Below are 17482 nucleotides of genomic sequence, written 5' to 3' on the forward strand. Positions count from 1 at the left end.
GGATGTGCCCGGAGAGGGGAGCATTGGCAGCGCGGGCCACAAGTTTCACGGCGGTCACGAATTGTTCCTCAGCGACGTCATGCTCGCTGTTGTCGAACGCCATCCACCCCGACACGTACGTCAGCTCGGCGACCGCCGAGTACATGTCCCGCCGCACGCCATCGCTGGGGAAGCGGCCGTTCAGGAGCGCATTGAGTTGCAATTTCCCTGTCCAAGTGGCCTCTTGCACAGGTCCTTGCGGGAACCGGGGCGGTGGCGCTGCTTGCCTCCGTGGAAGTCCGCATCGGCCCATCAAATGCCGAGAAGTAGCATCGGCAACCCCGCTGAAGCCGGTGTGCCGGGACGACGCCAGCGGCGTGGATGGGTTGGATGACGGAGCGACTGGGTTCACTGTCAAAGGACAGGCCGGTTGGCGAAGTTCCCGACGAAGTGGTGGACGGCACGGCCCGAAGTGAACATTCGGGTGAACCAGTGCTCCCGCGGCTTCTGCTCCACGCCCTGCTGGCCGTACTGGCGCAGGAACTTGCGGTACGACTCGCCGGCTTCCCAGTCCCTGAGCGCCAGGTCGCGCTTGGTGCAGCGGGATTCGTCGCAGCTGAATCGGTAGCGGAACTCCAGTGGCACCCATTCGAGTTGGGGCAGGTCCTGGTTCATGAGGTCCATCTGATCGGCCAGGGCCCCGGCTGGGGAAGGGCCACATCGCCGGGGTGTCCGACGACGTCGTCGACGCGGTCGCCCGCGCCCTGCAACTGGACGACGACGAGCGCACCTACCCGTACGACCTGGCCCGCGCCGCCCGTCCCGCCCGCCGCACGCCGTCACGACGCAAGGACATCCCGGTCCCGCCCCCGGTCCAGTGGCTGCTCGACCCCGTGACGCTGTCCTCGGCCTTCGTGCGCAACGGCCGACAGGACATCGTCGCCAGCAACCCGCTCGGCCAGCCCCTGCACTCCCCGGTGTTCGACAGCCCCACCACCGATAAGCACCGCTACCCCAACATCGCCCACTACATCTTCCTCGACCCCGGCGCGCAGGACTTCTTCGTCGACTTCGACGGCGCCGCCACCGCCACTGCCGCCTTGTTGCGCGCGGAAGCCGGGCGGGAGCCGCATGATCGGGCCCTGCGCGACCTCATCGGCGAGCTGTCCACCCTCAGCCCCGACTTCCGCACCTTGTGGGCCGCCCACGACGTCCGTATCCGCCACGACGGCATCAAACGGCTGCGGCACCCCGAGGTCGGCGACCTGGAGCTGACCTATCAGTCTCTGGACCTGCCCGTGTCCCAGCGCGCAGTCCACGACCTGACGCTCTACACCGCCGAGCCGGGCAGCACTTCCGAAGACCGCCTCAAGCTCCTCGCCAGCCTGGCGGCGACCCGCACCCGGGCGGCAGAGCTCATCGACCGACTCAACTGAGCGGCTGCTCCGCACGCTCCGCCCCACCGATCGGTACCAGTCCGGACCGGTCCGTGGCCTCCCGATGGACAACGGCGACTGGCCCGACAGGTTCGGCGGCCTGTGGGGCCTCGTCGACTCCGACGCCGGCCGCGTCCTCATCGGCCCAGTGCTGTTGCACCTGGTCGCCACACATCGATACAGCCAGCCTGATCCGATCCCGCCCACCCCGTGATCAGCGGTCGATGCTGGCCATGTTCGCCTCGTCGTGGCGTTCTCCCGAGGCGGGGGTGAGGTTGTTGAGGCGCTCGAGCTGGGCGGCGCTGAGTTCGACGGCGTCGGCGGCGGTGTTCTCCTCGACGCGTTCGACGCGCCGGGTTCCCGGGATCGGGGCGATGTCGTCGGCGCGGGTCAGTAGCCAGGCCAGTGCGGTCTGGGCCGGGGTCGCGTCGATCTCGGCACCGATGGCCTGGACTTCGTCGACGATGCGCAGGTTGCGCTGGAAGTTCTCCCCGGTGAAGCGCGGGTTGGTCTTGCGCCAGTCGTCGTCGGCGAAGTCGGACGCCAAGCTGCACCTGGAACACCTCGGCCTCGACGCGGACGCCCTCTTCGGCTCCCTGTGGGCAGAGGGCAAGGCCGAGGCGCTGCGCAAGCACCATGCGCAGGTCTACGTCGGCGACCACATCGGTGACGTCGTCGGGGCGCACACCGCGGGCGCGCTGTCCGTCGCGGTCGCCACCGGCCCGTGCGATGCCACGGAGCGTGTCGGGACGGCGGGCGGATGGACACCCAGCTCCTCCGGGGCAACGGCGGTGTCGGGTAGCCGAATAACGGCGACGACGAGCCGTGATGGTGCCGGTACTGGTGATGCCGGGGGCGGCGTGTCGCCTGCCCTACGGTCACCCCTCCGACGCGGCACGCCAGCCGTGCCACCGGCGGACGGCGATCACGAGCGCCGGACCGGTCGGCGGTCGCTGCCGGTACGGCGCGTACTTCTCCCGCAACAGGGCGACGGCCGCCGGGTACTCGCCCTGGGTGCCGGGCGGCAGCACGCGGGCGTCACCGTCCGCGCGGACCCACCACAGCCGCTCCCAGTCCTCGTCGTACGCGTCGACGAGCAGGCAGACAGCCGGGTGGGCCGCGATGTTGTCCAAGCGTTTCAGCTGCTGTGACCTCTTCGGCTTCCAGTCGACGGCGGTGACGATCTCCTCGCCGTGGGCCGCGAAGACGACCGGCACCAGATGCGGGCGCAGGTCCGCGTCCACCGTGGCCAGGCGCGCCACCCGAGCGGTCATGAAGCGGCGGCGCGCCTCGTCCCCGGCCATATCCGGCACGGTCAGCTCCTATTCAGCGGCAGCCGCGAGCTGTCACCGGTGGCCGGACGTGGCCTCGGCCAGTTCGTCCAGGGTGCGCAGCGTCTCGTTCTCCGGCAGGGTCGGCAGATACAGCAGGACGCGTTCGACGCCGAGTTCGGCGTAGGTGTCGAGCGCCTTGCGGTCGTGCCGGCCCGCGTACACCACGACGGACGGGCGGTCACCGGCCGTCCGCCGCATACGCGCGATGCGTTCACCCAGCTTCTCGAGCGGCAGATCGCTCGGCATCCACGCCGCACCGTACGCGGCGACGCGTTCGAAAGCGCGCTCGCTGTCGCCCCCGACCCAGATGGGCGGATGGGGCTTCTGGACCGGCTTGGGCCAGGCGTAGACGGGATCGAAGTCGACGAAGTTGCCATGGAACTCGGCCTCCTCCTTGGTCCACAACTCGATCATCGCGCGGATGCGTTCGTCCATGAGCCGCCCACGGACGGCTGGATCCGTCCCGTGGTTGCGCATCTCCTCGCGGTTCCAGCCCGCGCCGACACCGAACACGGCCCGGCCGCCGGAGATCAGATCGAGGGAGGCGACCTCCTTCGCGGTGTGGATCGGATCGCGCTGGATCACCAGAGCGATGCCGGTGCCCAGGAGCAGGTCACGGGTCACCGAGGCGGCCGCGGCGAGCGCCACGAACGGGTCGAGCGTCCGGTAGTAGATCCGCGGCAGCTCACCGCCCCCCGGGTACGGGGACTCCCGCTTGACCGGAATATGCGAGTGCTCGGCCAGCAGCAGGGAGTCGAACCCACGCTCCTCCAGGGCGGGTCCCAACGCCTTGGGGACAATGCCCTCATCGGTGACAAATGTCGATACTCCGAACTTCATCCGCGACCACCTCGCCTCGTCGGCATACCTGCTGTCAGTGTGACGCGGTCGGTCGCTCCTCGTCGGGCATGACCTCCCGCGGCGTGGCGTCCGGACCCTATGCCCACTGTCACTGCCCGACCCACGCGTCCGCCGGCCGCTGCAGGGCCACCTCGCGCAGCGCCGCAGCGGTGAGGCGAGAACGCCGGCGATCGCACGCGGGTCGTCACGGAGCTCGTAGACGATGTCGAGCATCCGCGCCCGGCCCTCGCGACCGTGTGGCACCTGCCCCAGCACCAGCTGGATGGTGGCCCGGGCGCGGCCGGTGGCGGCCGCCTGGTCCTCGACGTTGCGCAGTTCCTCATCGAGCCGGCCTCCGAACAGGCTGCGCTGCCCCTCGGCCGTCATCAGGACAGGCGTCCGCGTCCTCGGGGACCAGCCGGTCGATGTCCGGGACCCCGTACCCGTTGCGCAGATGCTCCGGGCAGTCGTCGTACACGATGGCGGCCAGGAGGCTGCGCGGCGTGGAGCGTGCGGAAAGGGGAGAACTGTGCGGTGAAGTTCCCCCGTGATCGTGGACAGCAGATGGTTAGCCTCGATCTTTCTCGACGGTCCGCCGACGGAGTCGGTGGACCGTTTTGCCTTCTGGGCGGGGTCGCAGGCAGGCCAAGGGCCCGAGCGTCGCGTCGGGTGGGCGCCGGGTTCCACTGCCCGGGCTGTGATGCTGATGCTCGCAGGAACGGGGAAGGTCCTGGTCAGCCTGGGTTGGGGAGGAGGGCGAGCCGGGCCAGCGCTGCGGTGATCTCGTCGGTCCAGGGCCAGCGGCGGGCCAGGCGGAGGATCCGCCGACGGCCCGTGGCGAGGAGTTGGGCGGCCGCGGTGGACAGGCGGAACCGCAGGCGGCGGGGCTCCCAGAGCCGGGCCTTGCCGGTCAGGGCGAGCATGGGCATCCAGGCCAGCAGGTCGAGAGCGATCTGGACGATCTCCAGCCAGACCTTGTTCTGGGCCGTGTCGTGGAGGGGAAGGTTGCGCAGGCCGGTGGCCCGGGCGGCCCGGATGCGGTTTTCCGCGCGGGCCCGCAGCTGGTGACGAAGCTCGAGTTCGGCGATCGGCCGGCTGGCGGTGTTGGTCGCGAAGCAGTTGAGCCGCATGCCGTCGGCATCCGTGAACCTCAACTGGGCCCCGGGATGCGGCCGTTCCCTGCGGACGATCAGCCGCATGGCCAGCGGCCAGCCGTCCAGGACGCCGGCGGCCAGTTCGGCGACCCAGGCCCCGTCCCTCACCTCGCCACTGGTCTCGATGGCCGGTGTCCAGGCCGGTTCGGGGATCTTCAGAACGTGTTGGTGGATGGTCTCGGTGATCGTCATTCCGACGGAATAGGACAGCCACCGGCCCCGCCGGGTGAGCCATGATACGAACGCTTGGGTGCCCCGGCTGAGTCCGTGCGGATCAGGGTTTGCCGTCCGCGCCGGTATTTTCGGGGCAGTTGGGCCAGGGCGAGGCGGGTGGCGGTGCTGTGGTCGGCGGCCGTGTTGGATCCCGCGTTTCCGGGCCGCAGCAGGACTGCCACCGGTTCGCCCGTGCCGCCCGGGCCATGGTCCACGAAGCCCATCAGCGGATGGTGGCCGTAGGTCGTTTTCCAGGTCGCCGTCGCGTCCTGTTTGTCGGAGTGGGCGAGGACCAGGACGCCGTCCAGATCGACCGTCACCCCACCGCCCTGGTCGGGGGCGTTGTTGCCGGCCAACGGCCAGATGCGGGAGCGGACTTCGGCCCGGGCCCGGTGGATGACCTGCAGTGCCTTCTCGCCGGAGGCGGCGAGGGTGTCGATCAGGCGCGAGACGGTCGAGTCGGAGGCGACCGGGCCGAAGACGTCCGGCTCGGACCGCAGCGTGGCGATGTCGGCGAGGCAGTCCCCACCGAGGGCTACCGCCAGCGCGAGGTCCAGGAGGATCTTGCCGGGATCGTGGACGGCCCGCGGTTTCCGCCAGGGCGCGAGCGCGGCGGATATCGCCTGGTCAAGCCCACTCTTGCGGACTGTTTCGACGAGCAGGACCGAACCGGCCTGCGAGACGACGTGGCGACCGTCGCCCGGACACGTACACGCGGGTAAGACCCGATACTCTTCGTCACCTGAGGAGCGCAGCTTTCCTGATGACGAACAGGACCCTAGAAAAGTCCCATCGTCCCAGGTCAGAGGCACTCCTCGCTTATTTGATCTGCCATCGGACAGCCCACCTCGTGAAAGCGCGAGGCTAGGCTAAATAGTCACCGTGGTCGTCCTGGAGCATGAGGCGACGTTCCTGTTCGCGCTTGGCGTAGGCGGCTGCCCTGATCGCCTCGTCGCTCTCCAAGCCCGATCCCAGTGCGCCGCCCACCGTGGCGACCGAAGCGACGAACCATGACAACGTCCAGTAGCCCGTTGCGTGCAGCGGGGTTCGTGTCATGGAAGCGAACACTTGGTCGTTGAGGATAAACAGCGCCCACACCAAGTTGATGACCATCAAGCCCACGTAGCAGACGAGCACCCCGATACCCACGGTCACGACCGTCGAGGCGTTGTAGAGTCTCGCTCTCTGCCTCGCCTCCAGCGAGCCCTCTGCGGAGCGATGCCATAGCTGCGCGTCTACGATCAGCCAGCCGATCATGACCCCGACGGACCCGACCATGGCGATCACGAGGCGCGGCGCGCTCAGGGCCTCGGCCAGGCTCCAGACGGTGGAGTTCACGGTGGCGACTGCTCCCGTGGCAAGTGCGGCTGCCAGGGCTTTCGACAGCCCCGGCACCAACCGCCACGGTCGGTTGGCGCGGACCATACCGACGAGCACCCGCAGGTAACCGCGCGGCCCGCTGACGACGTACCGAAGATCGGCGGTCTCCTCCCCACCGACCGGGACCGGGTGGATGGGCGCGAGTCGACCGGCAAAGGGCCCCAGCAGCGGCTGACTCTGCGAAGGTCCTTCAGCCCCACCTGCCAAGCCCAGCACGGCTTCTTCCACGGCCCGCTGAGCCCTCGTATACAGCCGAAAGCCCCCCAAAGAGGGAAGAGACAACAACGCCAAGCCGTGTTCGTGACTCAGATTCACAACGAGCTTGCGCCCGTGCGTGTGCAGCGGAAGGTCGGTGAGGGCCACGACGATGTCCCAATCCTCCGAACTTCCGCGATCCATGATCCGGCGCATCAAGGTGGGCAAGTCCTCGGTCCCTGCGGTGAAGGGCTCACTGACGACCTCGACGTCGAACCGTCGTCCCTGGCCCGACTTGTCGGCGAGCCGAGCAGTAAGTGTCTGGGCCATGCGCTGCGCGATCTCCGTCGGCGCATCCGGATCCGCCAGGAGAGCCACGACCGTAACGCCCCGAGACGACACCCGCATGACTGGACCCTCGTCGGCTGCCCCCCGACCGCCCGTGCCCACAGGATGCCCCCGAGGTATCGCCGACGCCGCGTGACACGCTGGCCCCTGCCAGCAGGTGCAGGCGGTACGGTCAGATCTCCTCGTCCTCCCCGTGCAGGGCCCGCCCCACCACCGGGCCACGGTTGCGTGCGCTACCGCGAACACCCGCTCCGCGCCACACCGGGCACCGCGACGAGATCGATCGGCAGCAGGCCCGCCTCCTGTTCAACCTCGTCACCGTGATCACCTTGTTCATGGGCATCACTGCCTCTACGCCGCGCTGTTCCTGCTCGTCCATGTCACTGCGGCGTTCCTGCTCACACCGCAGTCGTTGCGTCCCCTCGTCCGACACCAGCACGATGCCGAGTGCCTCTCTATGGCCCGCCACCGGCCGGGGCCCTCGAGGCCCGCGGTGCGGACCAGGTTGCCCGTCTTTTCCCGGTGCTCGTGCACGAGGCGGATAGCCATGGCACCCTCACCGGCCGCCGACGCCACCCGTTTGAAAGCGTGTTGCAGAAGGCTTTGGGCCGGGCATTTCCCTTGCATGGGTGCTGTGTTGAGGGCTGATCCGTTGTGGGTGGAGACGTTCACCGGGTTGCGGATGCGGCAGTTCGCAGGGCTGCTGAGAGCTGTCCGGGAACGAGGTGGTGATGGTCCGCGGACTGGTCGTCCGTGGTGCCTGCCTTTGGCGGACCGGGTGCTGGTGGTGGCTGTCTATTACCGCACGAACCTCACCATGCGGCAGCTCGCGCCGCTGTTCGGCGTCTCGCCGGCGACCGGTGCCGGGTGATTCAGCGACTCGGTCCTGTGCTGGCCATCGAGCCGGTCCGACGCCCGGCCGATGCCACGGACCGGTTGCGGATCGTGGACGGCACGCTGATCCTGGTCCGTGACCGGCAGGTCGGCGCCTCCAGCCGCAACCGACGGTTCTCGGCGAATGTGCAGGACATTATCGACGCCGCCACGAAACTGGTCATCGCCACAGCTCGTCCCGCGCCCGGCGACCGGGCAGACGCCCGCGTGTGGAGAGAATCCGGCCTGGCCGAACACTGACGGCGCCTACATCAACACCGGGCTCGTCGTCCCGCACCGCAAACGCCCAGGACGTCCCCTCCTCGCGGGCGAGGAAGCGGACAACGCCGAGCACCGCAAGGTCCGCGCCCGCGTCGAGCACGCCTTCGCCCGCATGAAGAACTACAAGATCCTCCGCGACTGCCGGCAGCGCGGCGACAGTCTCCACCACTGTCCAGGCCATCGCCCGCATGCACAACCTCGCCCTCACGGCATGACCAGCAAGGCCCCGAACCGCAGCTCAACCTGCCTACCCACACCCTTATGCAACACGCTTTCAGGCCGTGTATCGAAAATGGATCCGGGATACTCCGGACGCTCGTGTGAGCGGGGCCCGGTGACGGCGCCTGTCGCGCGGTTCCCGGTGCGATCAGGTAATCAGGAACGGTGAACACGGACGCGACCGACCCCTTCGTGCATGTCCGGGGCGCCAGTGAGAACAATCTGCGGAACATCGATGTCGACGTTCCGCGGGACGCGATGGTCGCCTTCACCGGCGTCTCCGGTTCGGGCAAGTCCTCGCTCGCGTTCGGCACGCTCTACGCGGAGGCCCAGCGGCGCTACTTCGAGTCCGTAGCACCGTACGCCCGAAGGCTGTTGCAACAGGTCGGCGCACCGCACGTGCAGGAAATCACCGGACTGCCACCCGCCGTGGCCCTGCAGCAGCGACGCGGGTCGCCCAGCTCGCGATCGACCGTCGGCACCATCACCACGCTGTCCAATTTGCTGCGCATGCTGTACTCCCGCGCCGGTACCTATCCGCCCCGGGCAGCGCGGCTGGAGGCCGAGTCGTTCTCACCCAACACCGCGGCCGGCGCCTGCCCGGAGTGCCACGGACTGGGCGTCGTGCACGACGTCGCCGAGGACCTGCTCGTCCCGGACCCCTCGCTGAGCATCCGCGAGGGGGCGATCGCCGCCTGGCCGGGCGCCTGGCAGGGCGCCAACCTGCGCAGTGTCGTGAGCGGCCTGGGGATCGACATCGACCGACCGTGGCGCAGGCTCAGGAAGAAGGACCGGGACTGGCTGCTGTACACGGACGAGCAGCCCTCCGTGTACATCGAGCCGGAGGAGGATCGCGTCGACTACGGCTACCAGGGCAAGTTCTGGAGCGCCCGCAAGCACGTCATGCACGTCCTCGCCGACTCCAAGAGCGAGAAGATGCGCGAACGGGCGCTCCGGTTCGTCAGGAGTGTGCCCTGCCCCGAGTGTCACGGCAGCGGACTGCGGCCCGAGGCGCTCGCCGTGACCTTCGCCGGACGTTCCATCGCCGAGATCAACGCGATGCCGCTCACCGAGGTCGTGGCGCTGCTGCGGCCCGTCGCGGGGCGGTCCGAGGCCGACGCCACCACGTCGACGGCCCGATCCGGGGAGACGACCGAGGTCGCGGTCCGGATCTGCGGCGATCTGGTCGCGCGGGTCGACGTACTGCTCGACCTGGGCCTCGGATATCTCAGCCTCGGGCGCCGCTCGACGACCCTGTCGCCCGGGGAGGCGCAGCGCCTGCGGATCGCCACCCAGCTGCGCTCGGGGCTGTTCGGCGTCGTCTACGTTCTCGACGAACCCTCCGCGGGCCTGCACCCGGCTGACGCGGAACCGCTACTGGACGTGCTGGACCGCCTCAAGGCGGCGGGCAACTCGCTGTTCGTCGTGGAGCACGACATGGACGTCGTACGGCGGGCAGACTGGGTGGTCGACATCGGTCCCGGCGCGGGTGAGGGCGGCGGACGCGTGCTCTACAGCGGCCCGGTCGCCGGTCTTGAGCGGGTCGGGGAGTCGGCCACGAGCCAGTACCTGTTCGGGCGCGCCCAGCCGCTCGATCACCGCCCGCGCACACCGCACGGCTGGCTGCACCTGAGCGGCGTCTCCCGCCACAATCTGCACGACGTGTCCGTCGACGTACCGCTCTGCGTACTGACGGCGGTGACGGGCGTGTCCGGTTCCGGAAAGTCGACGCTGGTGACGCAGGTCCTCGCCGAGGTCGTCCGCGGCCACCTCGGACTCGTACCCGAGGAGCCCGACGAGGCGCAGCTGGAGGTCGACCTCCAGGACGCGTCGGGGGTCGAGTCGTTCGACCGGCTGGTGCGGGTCGACCAACGGCCCATCGGCCGGACTCCCCGGTCCAACCTGGCCACGTACACGGGGATGTTCGACGCGGTGCGCAAGCTGTACGCGGCGACGCGCGAGGCCAGGGCGCGCGGCTACTCGGCCGGGCGGTTCTCCTTCAACGTGCCCGAAGGGCGGTGCGAGACCTGCCAGGGCGAAGGATTCGTCGCGGTGGAACTGCTGTTCCTGCCCGGCACCTACGCGCCGTGCCCGACCTGCCAGGGCGCCCGGTACAACGCCGAAACGCTGGAAGTCACCTACCGCGGCAAGAACATCGCGGAAGTACTGGCGCTGTCCGTCGACGCCGCCGCCAAGTTCCTGTCCGCCGTCCCGGCCGCCTCCCGCAGTCTGGAGACGTTGCGCGAGGTGGGACTGGGGTACCTGCGGCTGGGCCAGCCTGCGACGGAACTCAGCGGTGGTGAGGCGCAACGCATCAAACTGGCCACCGAACTGCAGCGAGCCCGCCGTGGGCACGCGCTCTACCTGCTCGACGAGCCGACGGCGGGGCTGCACCCCTCGGACATCGCGCTGCTGCTGCGACAGCTGCACCGGCTCGTCGACGCCGGCAACACGGTCGTCCTCGTCGAGCACGACCTGGACACGATCGCCACCGCCGACTGGGTCATCGACCTCGGGCCGGGCGGCGGCGACGCGGGCGGGCGGGTGGTCGCGGCGGGCCCGCCGGCCAAGGTGGCGAGGGCCCGCCGCAGCGCCACCGCGCCCTATCTCGCGGCCCGGCTGGCGCGCTCCTGACGACGGAGCGAGGGGCTGAGGACCGGTCAGCCGGGTTCGGGGCGCAGGGTCGCGCGCGTCGCCATGCTGCGTTCCAGCTTGTGGCGGATATCGCTCGCGAGGTGTCCCGCCTGGGCCCACTGCACGATGAGTTCGGCGACGTGGCGCATCTTGATGTCGGTGTGCTGGGAGATCTCCCGTAGGACGTCCCGGCTGTCCTCTGCGCGCAGGCGGGCCAGCGTGACGACGATGCCGATCGCCCTGCAGAGCGCCTTGATTGCGGGCCCCGGCCGCATGCTGGTGTGCGCGGCAGACCGTGGAGTCGACGCTCAGGTCCCACGTGATCGCACCCTTCGCGTCGGCCAGGGACTGGAGCCGGGTGGATCTGGTGTCAGGTGCCGTTCCGCTGCCATCGGCGGAGTGAAGTAGGCCGCCGACGAGGTGCCCGTGGCCCGGGTCCTTTTCCGACGGCCCCTTCCCGAACGGTGCGGGCTAGTTTCCCAGCACACCGCTCTCCAGTGATCTTTTCCGGGTGGATGAGGTCGCTCGTCCCGCGTGGATGTCCTCGTGGCAAGGCCGGCAGACGACCAGGGTCTTACGTCGTCTCATTGCCATCAACTTCACCCACACGGGGCGCTCGGCTCGGCCCTGTTGCTTGAGTTCGGCGAGTTTCCGGATGTGATGGACCTCAATCCGGCTCGTCGATCCGCATATCTCGCAGCAGTCCGCGAGGAGCCGCTTCACCAACTCGGTGGTGCTGATGTGGTTGGGTTTCAACGGCTCTCGGTCGGTCATTACCGCTGTGCGCTGCCGTTTGAGCGGGATGCCGCCGAAGCGGGCAACCAGCGCCTTCTTCACACCTCCGCGCTCGACGATGACTTCAAAGCATTTTCGAGGGCCGTCCGGGGTGTCGGTGGTCGCTTGTGCTTTCGGGCCATCTTCGTGACGGTCGATCTGTGCTTCGACGCCAGTGTCTTGAGCATGGATGTCTCCATCACCCATTGCAGGCGGTTTACCGGGTGCCCTGCCCGAGCGCCGCGATCTGCTCACCGGAGGGGAGCGCGATCGTTCTGGCCGATTCCGCAGACATCTCGGGCCTCCCGTCTGCCGTGGATCCGTGTCACGCGCGCCCGCACCGAGTGCCCGGGTCCGCGCCTCTCAGGCAACCGGTGGCGCATGCGCCGCAGGGAGGTCAGGAGGGGCGAGCGGACTGCGCCGAGAGCGCGCCGGGACCGGGTGCGCGGTCGCGCAACGCGACGGCGACCGACACAACGGCGCCGCAGGAGAGGACCGCCGCGAAGCCGATCATCGCGGTCTGCACGGCGAAATGCCGCGAACGCGTTCGTCACACCCAGGTAAGCCAGTCGAAGCAGCACGGTTGATCATCATGCCGCGGCGACCTCCAACTGCGCGAGAGCGCAGACTCGAGCAACCGAGGTCGACATCGGCGAAACCGGGCACACCCGCTCTCACCAGGGCCGGATGAGATATTCGGCAAGCGCAGGACCGGGGATCTGCTGGTCCGAATCGGCGCGATCATGTTCCTAGCTGACGCAGTGGCCACTCTCGCCACGGTGGCGCCGCTGTTCCTCGGGACCCGAACCGCTGCGGTCCGTCTTCTACTGGGTGTGCATGCTGATGGGCCTCGGTTTTCTGATCGCCGCGGCTGGAGTGATCCGTTCCGCCACGGCTCAGCGCCGTCAGGTGGCGGCGCCGTCGCCCCCGTCCACCACTTCCGCCACATAGCGCTCCAGCCAGGACGGAAACTCCGTCAGGTCCGCGAGCACCACCTCGGCACCGGCGTTGCGCAGCTCCGTGGCATCGCACGGGCCGGTGGCGACCGCGACGGACAGCGCGCCCGCGGTGTGCGCTCCGACGACGTCACCGATGTGGTCGCCGACGTAGACCTGCGCATGGTGCTTGCGCAGCGCCTCGGCCTTGCCCTCTGCCCACAGGGAACCGAAGAGGGCGTCCACGTCGAGGCCGAGGTGTTCCAGGTGCAGCTTGGCGTTGGGCTCGTACTTTGCCGTCACCACGATCGCCCGGCCTCCCGCTGCGTGGATCGCGTCGATGGCCTCCCGGGCGCCGGGCAGGGCGGGCGTCGCCGCGACTGCGTATTGCGGATACAGCTCGCGGAAGAGAGCGGCGGTTTCTGCCACCCGCTCCTCGGGGAACCAGTGGCGGATCTCCTGCTCCAGCGGGGGCCCCAGCCGGCTCGCCGCGAGGTCGGCGTCGATGAAGGTGCCGGTCCTGGCCGACAGCTCCTGATAGAGGGCCTTGATGCCCGGGCGCGAGTCGATCAGCGTCATGTCGAGGTCGAAGCCAACCGTCAGAGAGTGTGCAGCCATGCCTGCCATTGTGCCTGCGGCGGCATCCCCGGTCAGGGAGGCACGACCCCGGCCCCCTCAGCGGGGCACCCGCCGCATCCGCCACACCAGGAACAACGCCGAGGCGACCGCCGCGACCCGCACGATTCCAGGCAGCCCGTCGGCCATCTCCTGCCCCAGCCGTTCCTGGGCGCTGGGCTCACCCCACCGCCCGTCGAGCCAGCCCCACAGCCACACCACCAGCCCACCGACGACGATCCCCGGAACGGTCTCCCCCGGCCCGAACGGTGCCGGCTCCACCCGCCACCAGTCGGGCACGTCAGCGTCGTCGCCCAGTTCGTCCGCCCCGGCCAGATGCGGTGGCAGCCCGACGGACGGCGCGGAGTCCGCCGCCCCGTCGCGCGGGCCGGGCACCGTGCCGCGCCCTGAGCCCCTGCCTTGCCCGGAGTTCTTGCCGTTCCCGGAGCCTTTCCCGTGCGGGGAGTCCTTGCCGTTCGCGGATGGCTTGCCCGCCCCCCGCCCCCCGCCCCCTGACGGCAATCGGTGAGCGCCTCAACGTCAGTCGACCGTCGCATGCTGAGAGCACCCCAGAACGGGCCACCTCGTGCCGAGACCCTCATGCTGCCCCCAGCCGAGTCGGCCGCGGCATGGCACCGGCAGGAACTGGGCCGATGGCTCCCGACGCCCCCCATTGCCGGGATGCTCCTCCTCGACCCCGACTACACGCAGGACCCGACGCCCGACGAGTTCGCCCTGGCCGTCGAAGAGCAACTCGCCCGCTACGAGGTACACATCCTGGGCCGCTTCCCCAAGAATGAATGCGTCACACTCGACCCGGATGGGGCCCACCCCGCGGCTGACCTTCCACCAGGTTCCCGAGCTGAAGCGCAACATGTGGGTCAGGGGAGCTTTTGCGTGGCCTCCTGTCGTGTGCAGGTGTGGTCGAGTGCAAGCTGCTCCGGCAGGGTTCTTGCTGACCTGATGCCGACTTCCTGATGGCTCATCAGTTTGATCGCGTCGTTGTCGATGCGGCTGGCTGCTGGTGGTAGTCGGGTGGGGGAGGGACGAGGGCTCCGGTGCTCGGAGCTGCGGCTATGGGGGCAGCGCCGAATGTTTCGAAAGCTCGCCTGAGGGGGGCAAGGGGAAGTCGCGTCGCTCGCCGCCGACACCCGCGCGGGGGTGAGCCGCGCAAGTCCCTGCTCGCACGCCCTACAGGACCCGGGGGTAAGCCGCAATCCGGCGACGACCAGCGTGTCCGCCGTTTCTTCCCATGCACGGCGAAGGGGCCGGACGGTTTGTCCGGCCCCTTCGGTGCGTCTCGCCGCGGCGAGCAAGTCTGCAGCTCCCCGGCCTGCGTCAGGGCGAGTTCGGCGTGTTCGCGATTGCTGGCGATGTACTCGCGGTGCCACTCGGCGCTGACCCGGTGTTCGTCGACGAGGGGCGGCTCGGCGCCGATCGGCTCGTCATAGACCTGTGCGGTGGCCGCCGCCGGTCAGCCGCCGGGACCGTCACCCTGTCGAAAATGGGTCTCCGGCATCCGGTGGTCGTGATTCAACGGTTCCTTCGTTCCCAGGCGGACTCAGACCAAGAACGTCCCCAGGCCTCCAGCCAGCAGACCGACCGGAACGAGTATCGCGAGAGCCAACTCGGGCATGCCGCATCCCCCTTCCGCTGCCGGGCACGAGCCGAACGCGGGCAGCTACCTCTCCCTCGCTTGCTTCATCACGTCCGTGGGAACGCTGGGTGGCGCCCTCGGCGTCGGTCTGGAGGACTGACCGGGCGGTCCGCCAGGCCGCCTCCGGCGAGCGTCAGGACACCGACTGGCCCGGCACGGACCGAGGCTCGCTCACGCCGGACCCGCGGACGAGATTTCCTTCCTGAGCCCGGTGTTCATGGACGAGCCGAACGGCTATGGCGCCCTCCCCAGCGGCGGAGGCGACCCGCTTGACGGACCCGCTCCTGACGTCACCCGCAGCGAAGACACCCGGCATCGTGGTCTCCAGCATCAGTGGCCCGCGCCCGAGCGATTCCCAGATGTTCTCGTCGGCCGCTGCCCGGGCGTCGGCGCCGGTGAGCACGAACCCCCGTCGGTCCAGCGCGATCACGTTCTTCAGCCACTCGGTGTGCGGCCGGGCGCCGATGAACACGAACAGGGCGCGGGCCTGCAGTTCGCGACGGTCGCCGGAGGCGTTGTCCTCCACGGTCAACGACTGCAGGGTGCCCTCTCCGCTGACCTGGCGCACTTCGGTGTGGGTCAGCACCTCGACCTTCGGATGGCGTGTCACCTGGTCCACCAGATAGCGTGACATGTCCTTGCCGAGGTCGCCGCTGCGGACGATCAGATACACCTTGGGCGCGTATTCGGCGAGGAAGAGCACCGCCTGGCCTGCGGAGTTGCCCCCGCCGACCACCGCCACGGGGTCCGTCCGGCACAGGTTGGCTTCGTGGAGTGTGGCGGCGTAGTAGACGCTGGAGCCTCCCAGCCGGTCGATGCCGGGGACGTCGAGCCTGCGGTAGCGCACTCCCGAGGCCAGGACGATGGTGGCGGCCTGGATTTGGGAGCCGTCCGCGAAGGTGAGGGCGTACCGGCCGTCGCGCGGTTCGAGCGAGGTGACCTCGGCGGGGACGGCGAGCTGTGCGCCGAATTTGCGGGCCTGGAGCACCGAGCGTTCCATGAGTTCGCCACCCGAGATCCCGGACGGGAAGCCCAGATAGTTCTCGATGCGCGAGGAGGTGGCGGCCTGGCCTCCGGTGGCTATGGCGTCGACGGCTACGGTGACGAGGCCGTCGGATGAGCCGTAGACGGCGGCGGCGAGCCCGGCCGGGCCCGCGCCGATCACCACCAGGTCGTATTCACCGTCGCCGTGCGCAGAGGTGGGGAGTCCGATGAGGCGGGCGAGGTCCGCGATGCTGGGATTGCGCAGTACCTGCTCTCCCTTCCACAAGACGACCGGGGTCTCGTCCGGACGGATGCCGAACCGGCGCAGCAGCGCCTCGGCTTCCTTGTCCTTCTCCAGGTCGATCCATCGGTGTGGTAGCCGGTTGCGGGCGGCGAATTCACGCAGCCGCAGGGTGTTGGGGGAGTAGCACGAGCCCAGGATCCGGAAGCCGGCGCCTAGGCCGATGAGCAGGGACCGGCGGCCGAGGTAGGCGCGCAGAACCAGGTCCCCGAGGACCGGATCGCGTGCCACCAGGGCCCGCTGGCGCTCCAGCGGGACCGCGAGGACCTGGCCGGGCTCGCGTACGACCGCGGTGTCGAACGCCGTCTGGCCTTCGAGCAGACCGAGTTCCCCCAGAAAGCGGCCGGGGCCGTGTACCGCCACGGTACGTTGGTCGGGACCGCCGTAGTCGTGGATGACCTCGACCATCCCGCTGACGATGGCAAGGAACTCCTCGCACGGTTCGCCCTCGCGGAACAGCACCTCGCCCCGCTGAGTGGGGCGGTACTCGCCGTACTGGGCCAGCGCATCGAGCTGTTCCAGCGTCAGCCGGGGGTAGGCGCCGTGCAGATCAGGGGTTTCGGTGGGTATCCCGTCCGGGCCCGCGGCAGTCATCAGACCACGGCCTCGTGGACGTAACACCAGCGCCAGTTCTCTCCCGGCTCGAGGGGCTGCACGATGGGGTGGCCGACGTTGGCGGCGTGCAGACGGGCGTGCTTGAGTGGCGAGGAGTCACAGCATCCGACGTGTCCGCAGGTCAGGCACAGCCTGAGGTGCACCCAGGGAGAGCCGAGGCGCAGGCATTCCTCGCAGCCCTCGGGGGTGCGCGGCGTCACCGGGCGCACGAGCGACAGGTGCCAGTCGCTTTCGGTAGTCATGATGGTCGTCCTTCCTTGGCGGACGGGCTCAGCGGCGACCCGCGATGGTCTCCTCGACCCATTGGCGCAGCACGTTGGCGGGGGCGGCGCCGGCCTGTCGCGCGATCGCCTCTCCCTGGTCGAGAAGGAGCAGGGTCGGCACGGCCTGCACCTGGAATCGCTGGGACAGCCTGGGGGCCTGGTCGACATCGACCTTGACGAGCTTGATCTTTCCGGCGAGCTCGCGGGCGACCTGTTCCAGTGCGGGGCTGACCATGCGGCAGGGACCGCACCAGGTGGCCCAGAGGTCGACGAGGACGATGGGCGCCGCCTTTTCGGCGATCTCCGCGAAGTCGTCATCGCCAGCATCGACGATCCATGGCAACGGGGTACCGCAGTTTCCGCATTTGGGGCGCCCGGCCCCCACTGCCGGCACCCGGTTCTTGCGGCCGCACGACTCACAGACGACCGTCTTGGTCCGGCTCGTTGCCAT

General features: G+C 69.3%; 16 protein-coding genes and 5 pseudogenes. 6 read left to right on the plus strand and 15 right to left on the minus strand.

From position 1 onward, the window contains the following. Positions 1-393 precede the first annotated feature (393 nt). Entirely contained in the window at positions 394-654 is a 261-nt protein-coding gene (locus tag AC07EJ_RS28570; RefSeq protein ID WP_478885327.1) for a hypothetical protein, read from the minus strand. 53 nt (positions 655-707) lie between these two features. On the opposite strand from AC07EJ_RS28570, the gene AC07EJ_RS28575 reads away from it, so the two are divergent. Next, on the plus strand, positions 708-1415 hold the full coding sequence (locus tag AC07EJ_RS28575; protein ID WP_478885328.1) for an MmyB family transcriptional regulator: 708 nt from the start codon (positions 708-710) through the stop codon (positions 1413-1415). Positions 1416-1629: 214 nt separating this feature from the next. Here the strand turns inward: AC07EJ_RS28575 and AC07EJ_RS28580 are convergent. Then, positions 1630-1953 (minus strand): annotated as a pseudogene (locus AC07EJ_RS28580) (aldo/keto reductase); the annotation flags it as partial. Between the two features lies 1 nt (position 1954). Here AC07EJ_RS28580 and AC07EJ_RS28585 point away from each other — a divergent pair. Continuing rightward, positions 1955-2155 (plus strand): annotated as a pseudogene (locus AC07EJ_RS28585) (HAD hydrolase-like protein); the annotation flags it as partial. Between the two features lie 138 nt (positions 2156-2293). Here AC07EJ_RS28585 and AC07EJ_RS28590 read toward each other — a convergent pair. The 4 genes and pseudogenes from AC07EJ_RS28590 to AC07EJ_RS28605 all read right to left on the minus strand — a co-directional run bounded on the left by AC07EJ_RS28590 (position 2294) and on the right by AC07EJ_RS28605 (position 6939). Continuing rightward, positions 2294-2728 (minus strand): TIGR03668 family PPOX class F420-dependent oxidoreductase, encoded by a 435-nt coding sequence (locus tag AC07EJ_RS28590; RefSeq protein ID WP_478885329.1) that lies wholly within the window; start codon positions 2726-2728, stop codon positions 2294-2296. Positions 2729-2761: 33 nt separating this feature from the next. Further along, positions 2762-3589 carry an LLM class F420-dependent oxidoreductase gene (locus AC07EJ_RS28595; RefSeq protein WP_478885330.1) on the minus strand — a complete coding sequence of 276 codons (828 nt, stop codon included), beginning with the start codon at positions 3587-3589 and terminating at the stop codon, positions 2762-2764. A 734-nt stretch (positions 3590-4323) separates the two neighbouring features. Beyond that, positions 4324-5698: pseudogene (locus AC07EJ_RS28600) on the minus strand (IS1380 family transposase). Between the two features lie 122 nt (positions 5699-5820). Then, positions 5821-6939 carry a hypothetical protein gene (locus tag AC07EJ_RS28605; RefSeq protein ID WP_393588574.1) on the minus strand — a complete coding sequence of 373 codons (1119 nt, stop codon included), beginning with the start codon at positions 6937-6939 and terminating at the stop codon, positions 5821-5823. A 565-nt stretch (positions 6940-7504) separates the two neighbouring features. Between AC07EJ_RS28605 and AC07EJ_RS28610 the strand changes: the two are divergent. Both AC07EJ_RS28610 and uvrA read left to right on the plus strand, forming a co-directional pair. Further along, a pseudogene (locus AC07EJ_RS28610) lies at positions 7505-8249 on the plus strand (transposase family protein). A gap of 169 nt (positions 8250-8418) precedes the next feature. Further along, positions 8419-10887, plus strand: a complete 2469-nt coding sequence (gene uvrA / locus AC07EJ_RS28615) for an excinuclease ABC subunit UvrA (RefSeq protein ID WP_478885331.1) — start codon at positions 8419-8421, stop codon at positions 10885-10887. A gap of 26 nt (positions 10888-10913) precedes the next feature. Here uvrA and AC07EJ_RS28620 read toward each other — a convergent pair whose 3' ends face one another. From AC07EJ_RS28620 to AC07EJ_RS28635, 4 genes are all read right to left on the minus strand, one after another. Further along, positions 10914-11162, minus strand: a complete 249-nt coding sequence (locus AC07EJ_RS28620) for an ANTAR domain-containing protein (protein ID WP_478885332.1) — start codon at positions 11160-11162, stop codon at positions 10914-10916. A gap of 196 nt (positions 11163-11358) precedes the next feature. Further along, complete coding sequence (locus AC07EJ_RS28625; RefSeq protein ID WP_393588580.1) at positions 11359-11661, minus strand: HNH endonuclease; 303 nt, start codon at positions 11659-11661, stop codon at positions 11359-11361. Positions 11662-11720: 59 nt separating this feature from the next. Continuing rightward, complete coding sequence (locus AC07EJ_RS28630; protein ID WP_478885333.1) at positions 11721-11861, minus strand: hypothetical protein; 141 nt, start codon at positions 11859-11861, stop codon at positions 11721-11723. Positions 11862-12058: 197 nt separating this feature from the next. Then, complete coding sequence (locus AC07EJ_RS28635; RefSeq protein WP_393588567.1) at positions 12059-12187, minus strand: hypothetical protein; 129 nt, start codon at positions 12185-12187, stop codon at positions 12059-12061. Between the two features lie 217 nt (positions 12188-12404). Here AC07EJ_RS28635 and AC07EJ_RS28640 point away from each other — a divergent pair. After that, positions 12405-12612, plus strand: a pseudogene (locus tag AC07EJ_RS28640) (hypothetical protein). Here AC07EJ_RS28640 and AC07EJ_RS28645 read toward each other — a convergent pair. Together AC07EJ_RS28645 and AC07EJ_RS28650 are read right to left on the minus strand one after the other, a co-directional pair. After that, positions 12567-13214 carry an HAD family hydrolase gene (locus AC07EJ_RS28645; RefSeq protein ID WP_393588566.1) on the minus strand — a complete coding sequence of 216 codons (648 nt, stop codon included), beginning with the start codon at positions 13212-13214 and terminating at the stop codon, positions 12567-12569. The pseudogene AC07EJ_RS28640 and the gene AC07EJ_RS28645 overlap by 46 nt on opposite strands. 57 nt (positions 13215-13271) lie before the next feature. Then, positions 13272-13607 (minus strand): hypothetical protein, encoded by a 336-nt coding sequence (locus AC07EJ_RS28650; RefSeq protein ID WP_478885334.1) that lies wholly within the window; start codon positions 13605-13607, stop codon positions 13272-13274. 1238 nt (positions 13608-14845) lie between these two features. On the opposite strand from AC07EJ_RS28650, the gene AC07EJ_RS28655 reads away from it, so the two are divergent. Further along, positions 14846-14968: a hypothetical protein gene (locus AC07EJ_RS28655; RefSeq protein ID WP_478885335.1), complete on the plus strand. Its 123-nt coding sequence runs from the start codon at positions 14846-14848 to the stop codon at positions 14966-14968. Positions 14969-15001: 33 nt separating this feature from the next. Here the strand turns inward: AC07EJ_RS28655 and AC07EJ_RS28660 are convergent, their stop codons facing one another. Genes AC07EJ_RS28660 through trxA form a run of 3 tightly spaced genes read right to left on the minus strand, consistent with a single transcriptional unit; the run spans position 15002 to position 17482 of the window. After that, positions 15002-16747 (minus strand): FAD-dependent oxidoreductase, encoded by a 1746-nt coding sequence (locus AC07EJ_RS28660; RefSeq protein WP_393588561.1) that lies wholly within the window; start codon positions 16745-16747, stop codon positions 15002-15004. Then, the gene (locus AC07EJ_RS28665; protein ID WP_030082447.1) at positions 16747-17010 is read right to left on the minus strand and encodes a UBP-type zinc finger domain-containing protein; all 264 of its coding nucleotides are present in this window, start codon (positions 17008-17010) and stop codon (positions 16747-16749) included. Before AC07EJ_RS28665 ends, AC07EJ_RS28660 begins: the two co-directional genes overlap by 1 nt. 28 nt (positions 17011-17038) lie before the next feature. Beyond that, positions 17039-17482: a thioredoxin gene (gene trxA, locus AC07EJ_RS28670; protein ID WP_393588578.1), complete on the minus strand. Its 444-nt coding sequence runs from the start codon at positions 17480-17482 to the stop codon at positions 17039-17041.

This window comes from Streptomyces sp. NPDC045026, from assembly GCF_056432625.1.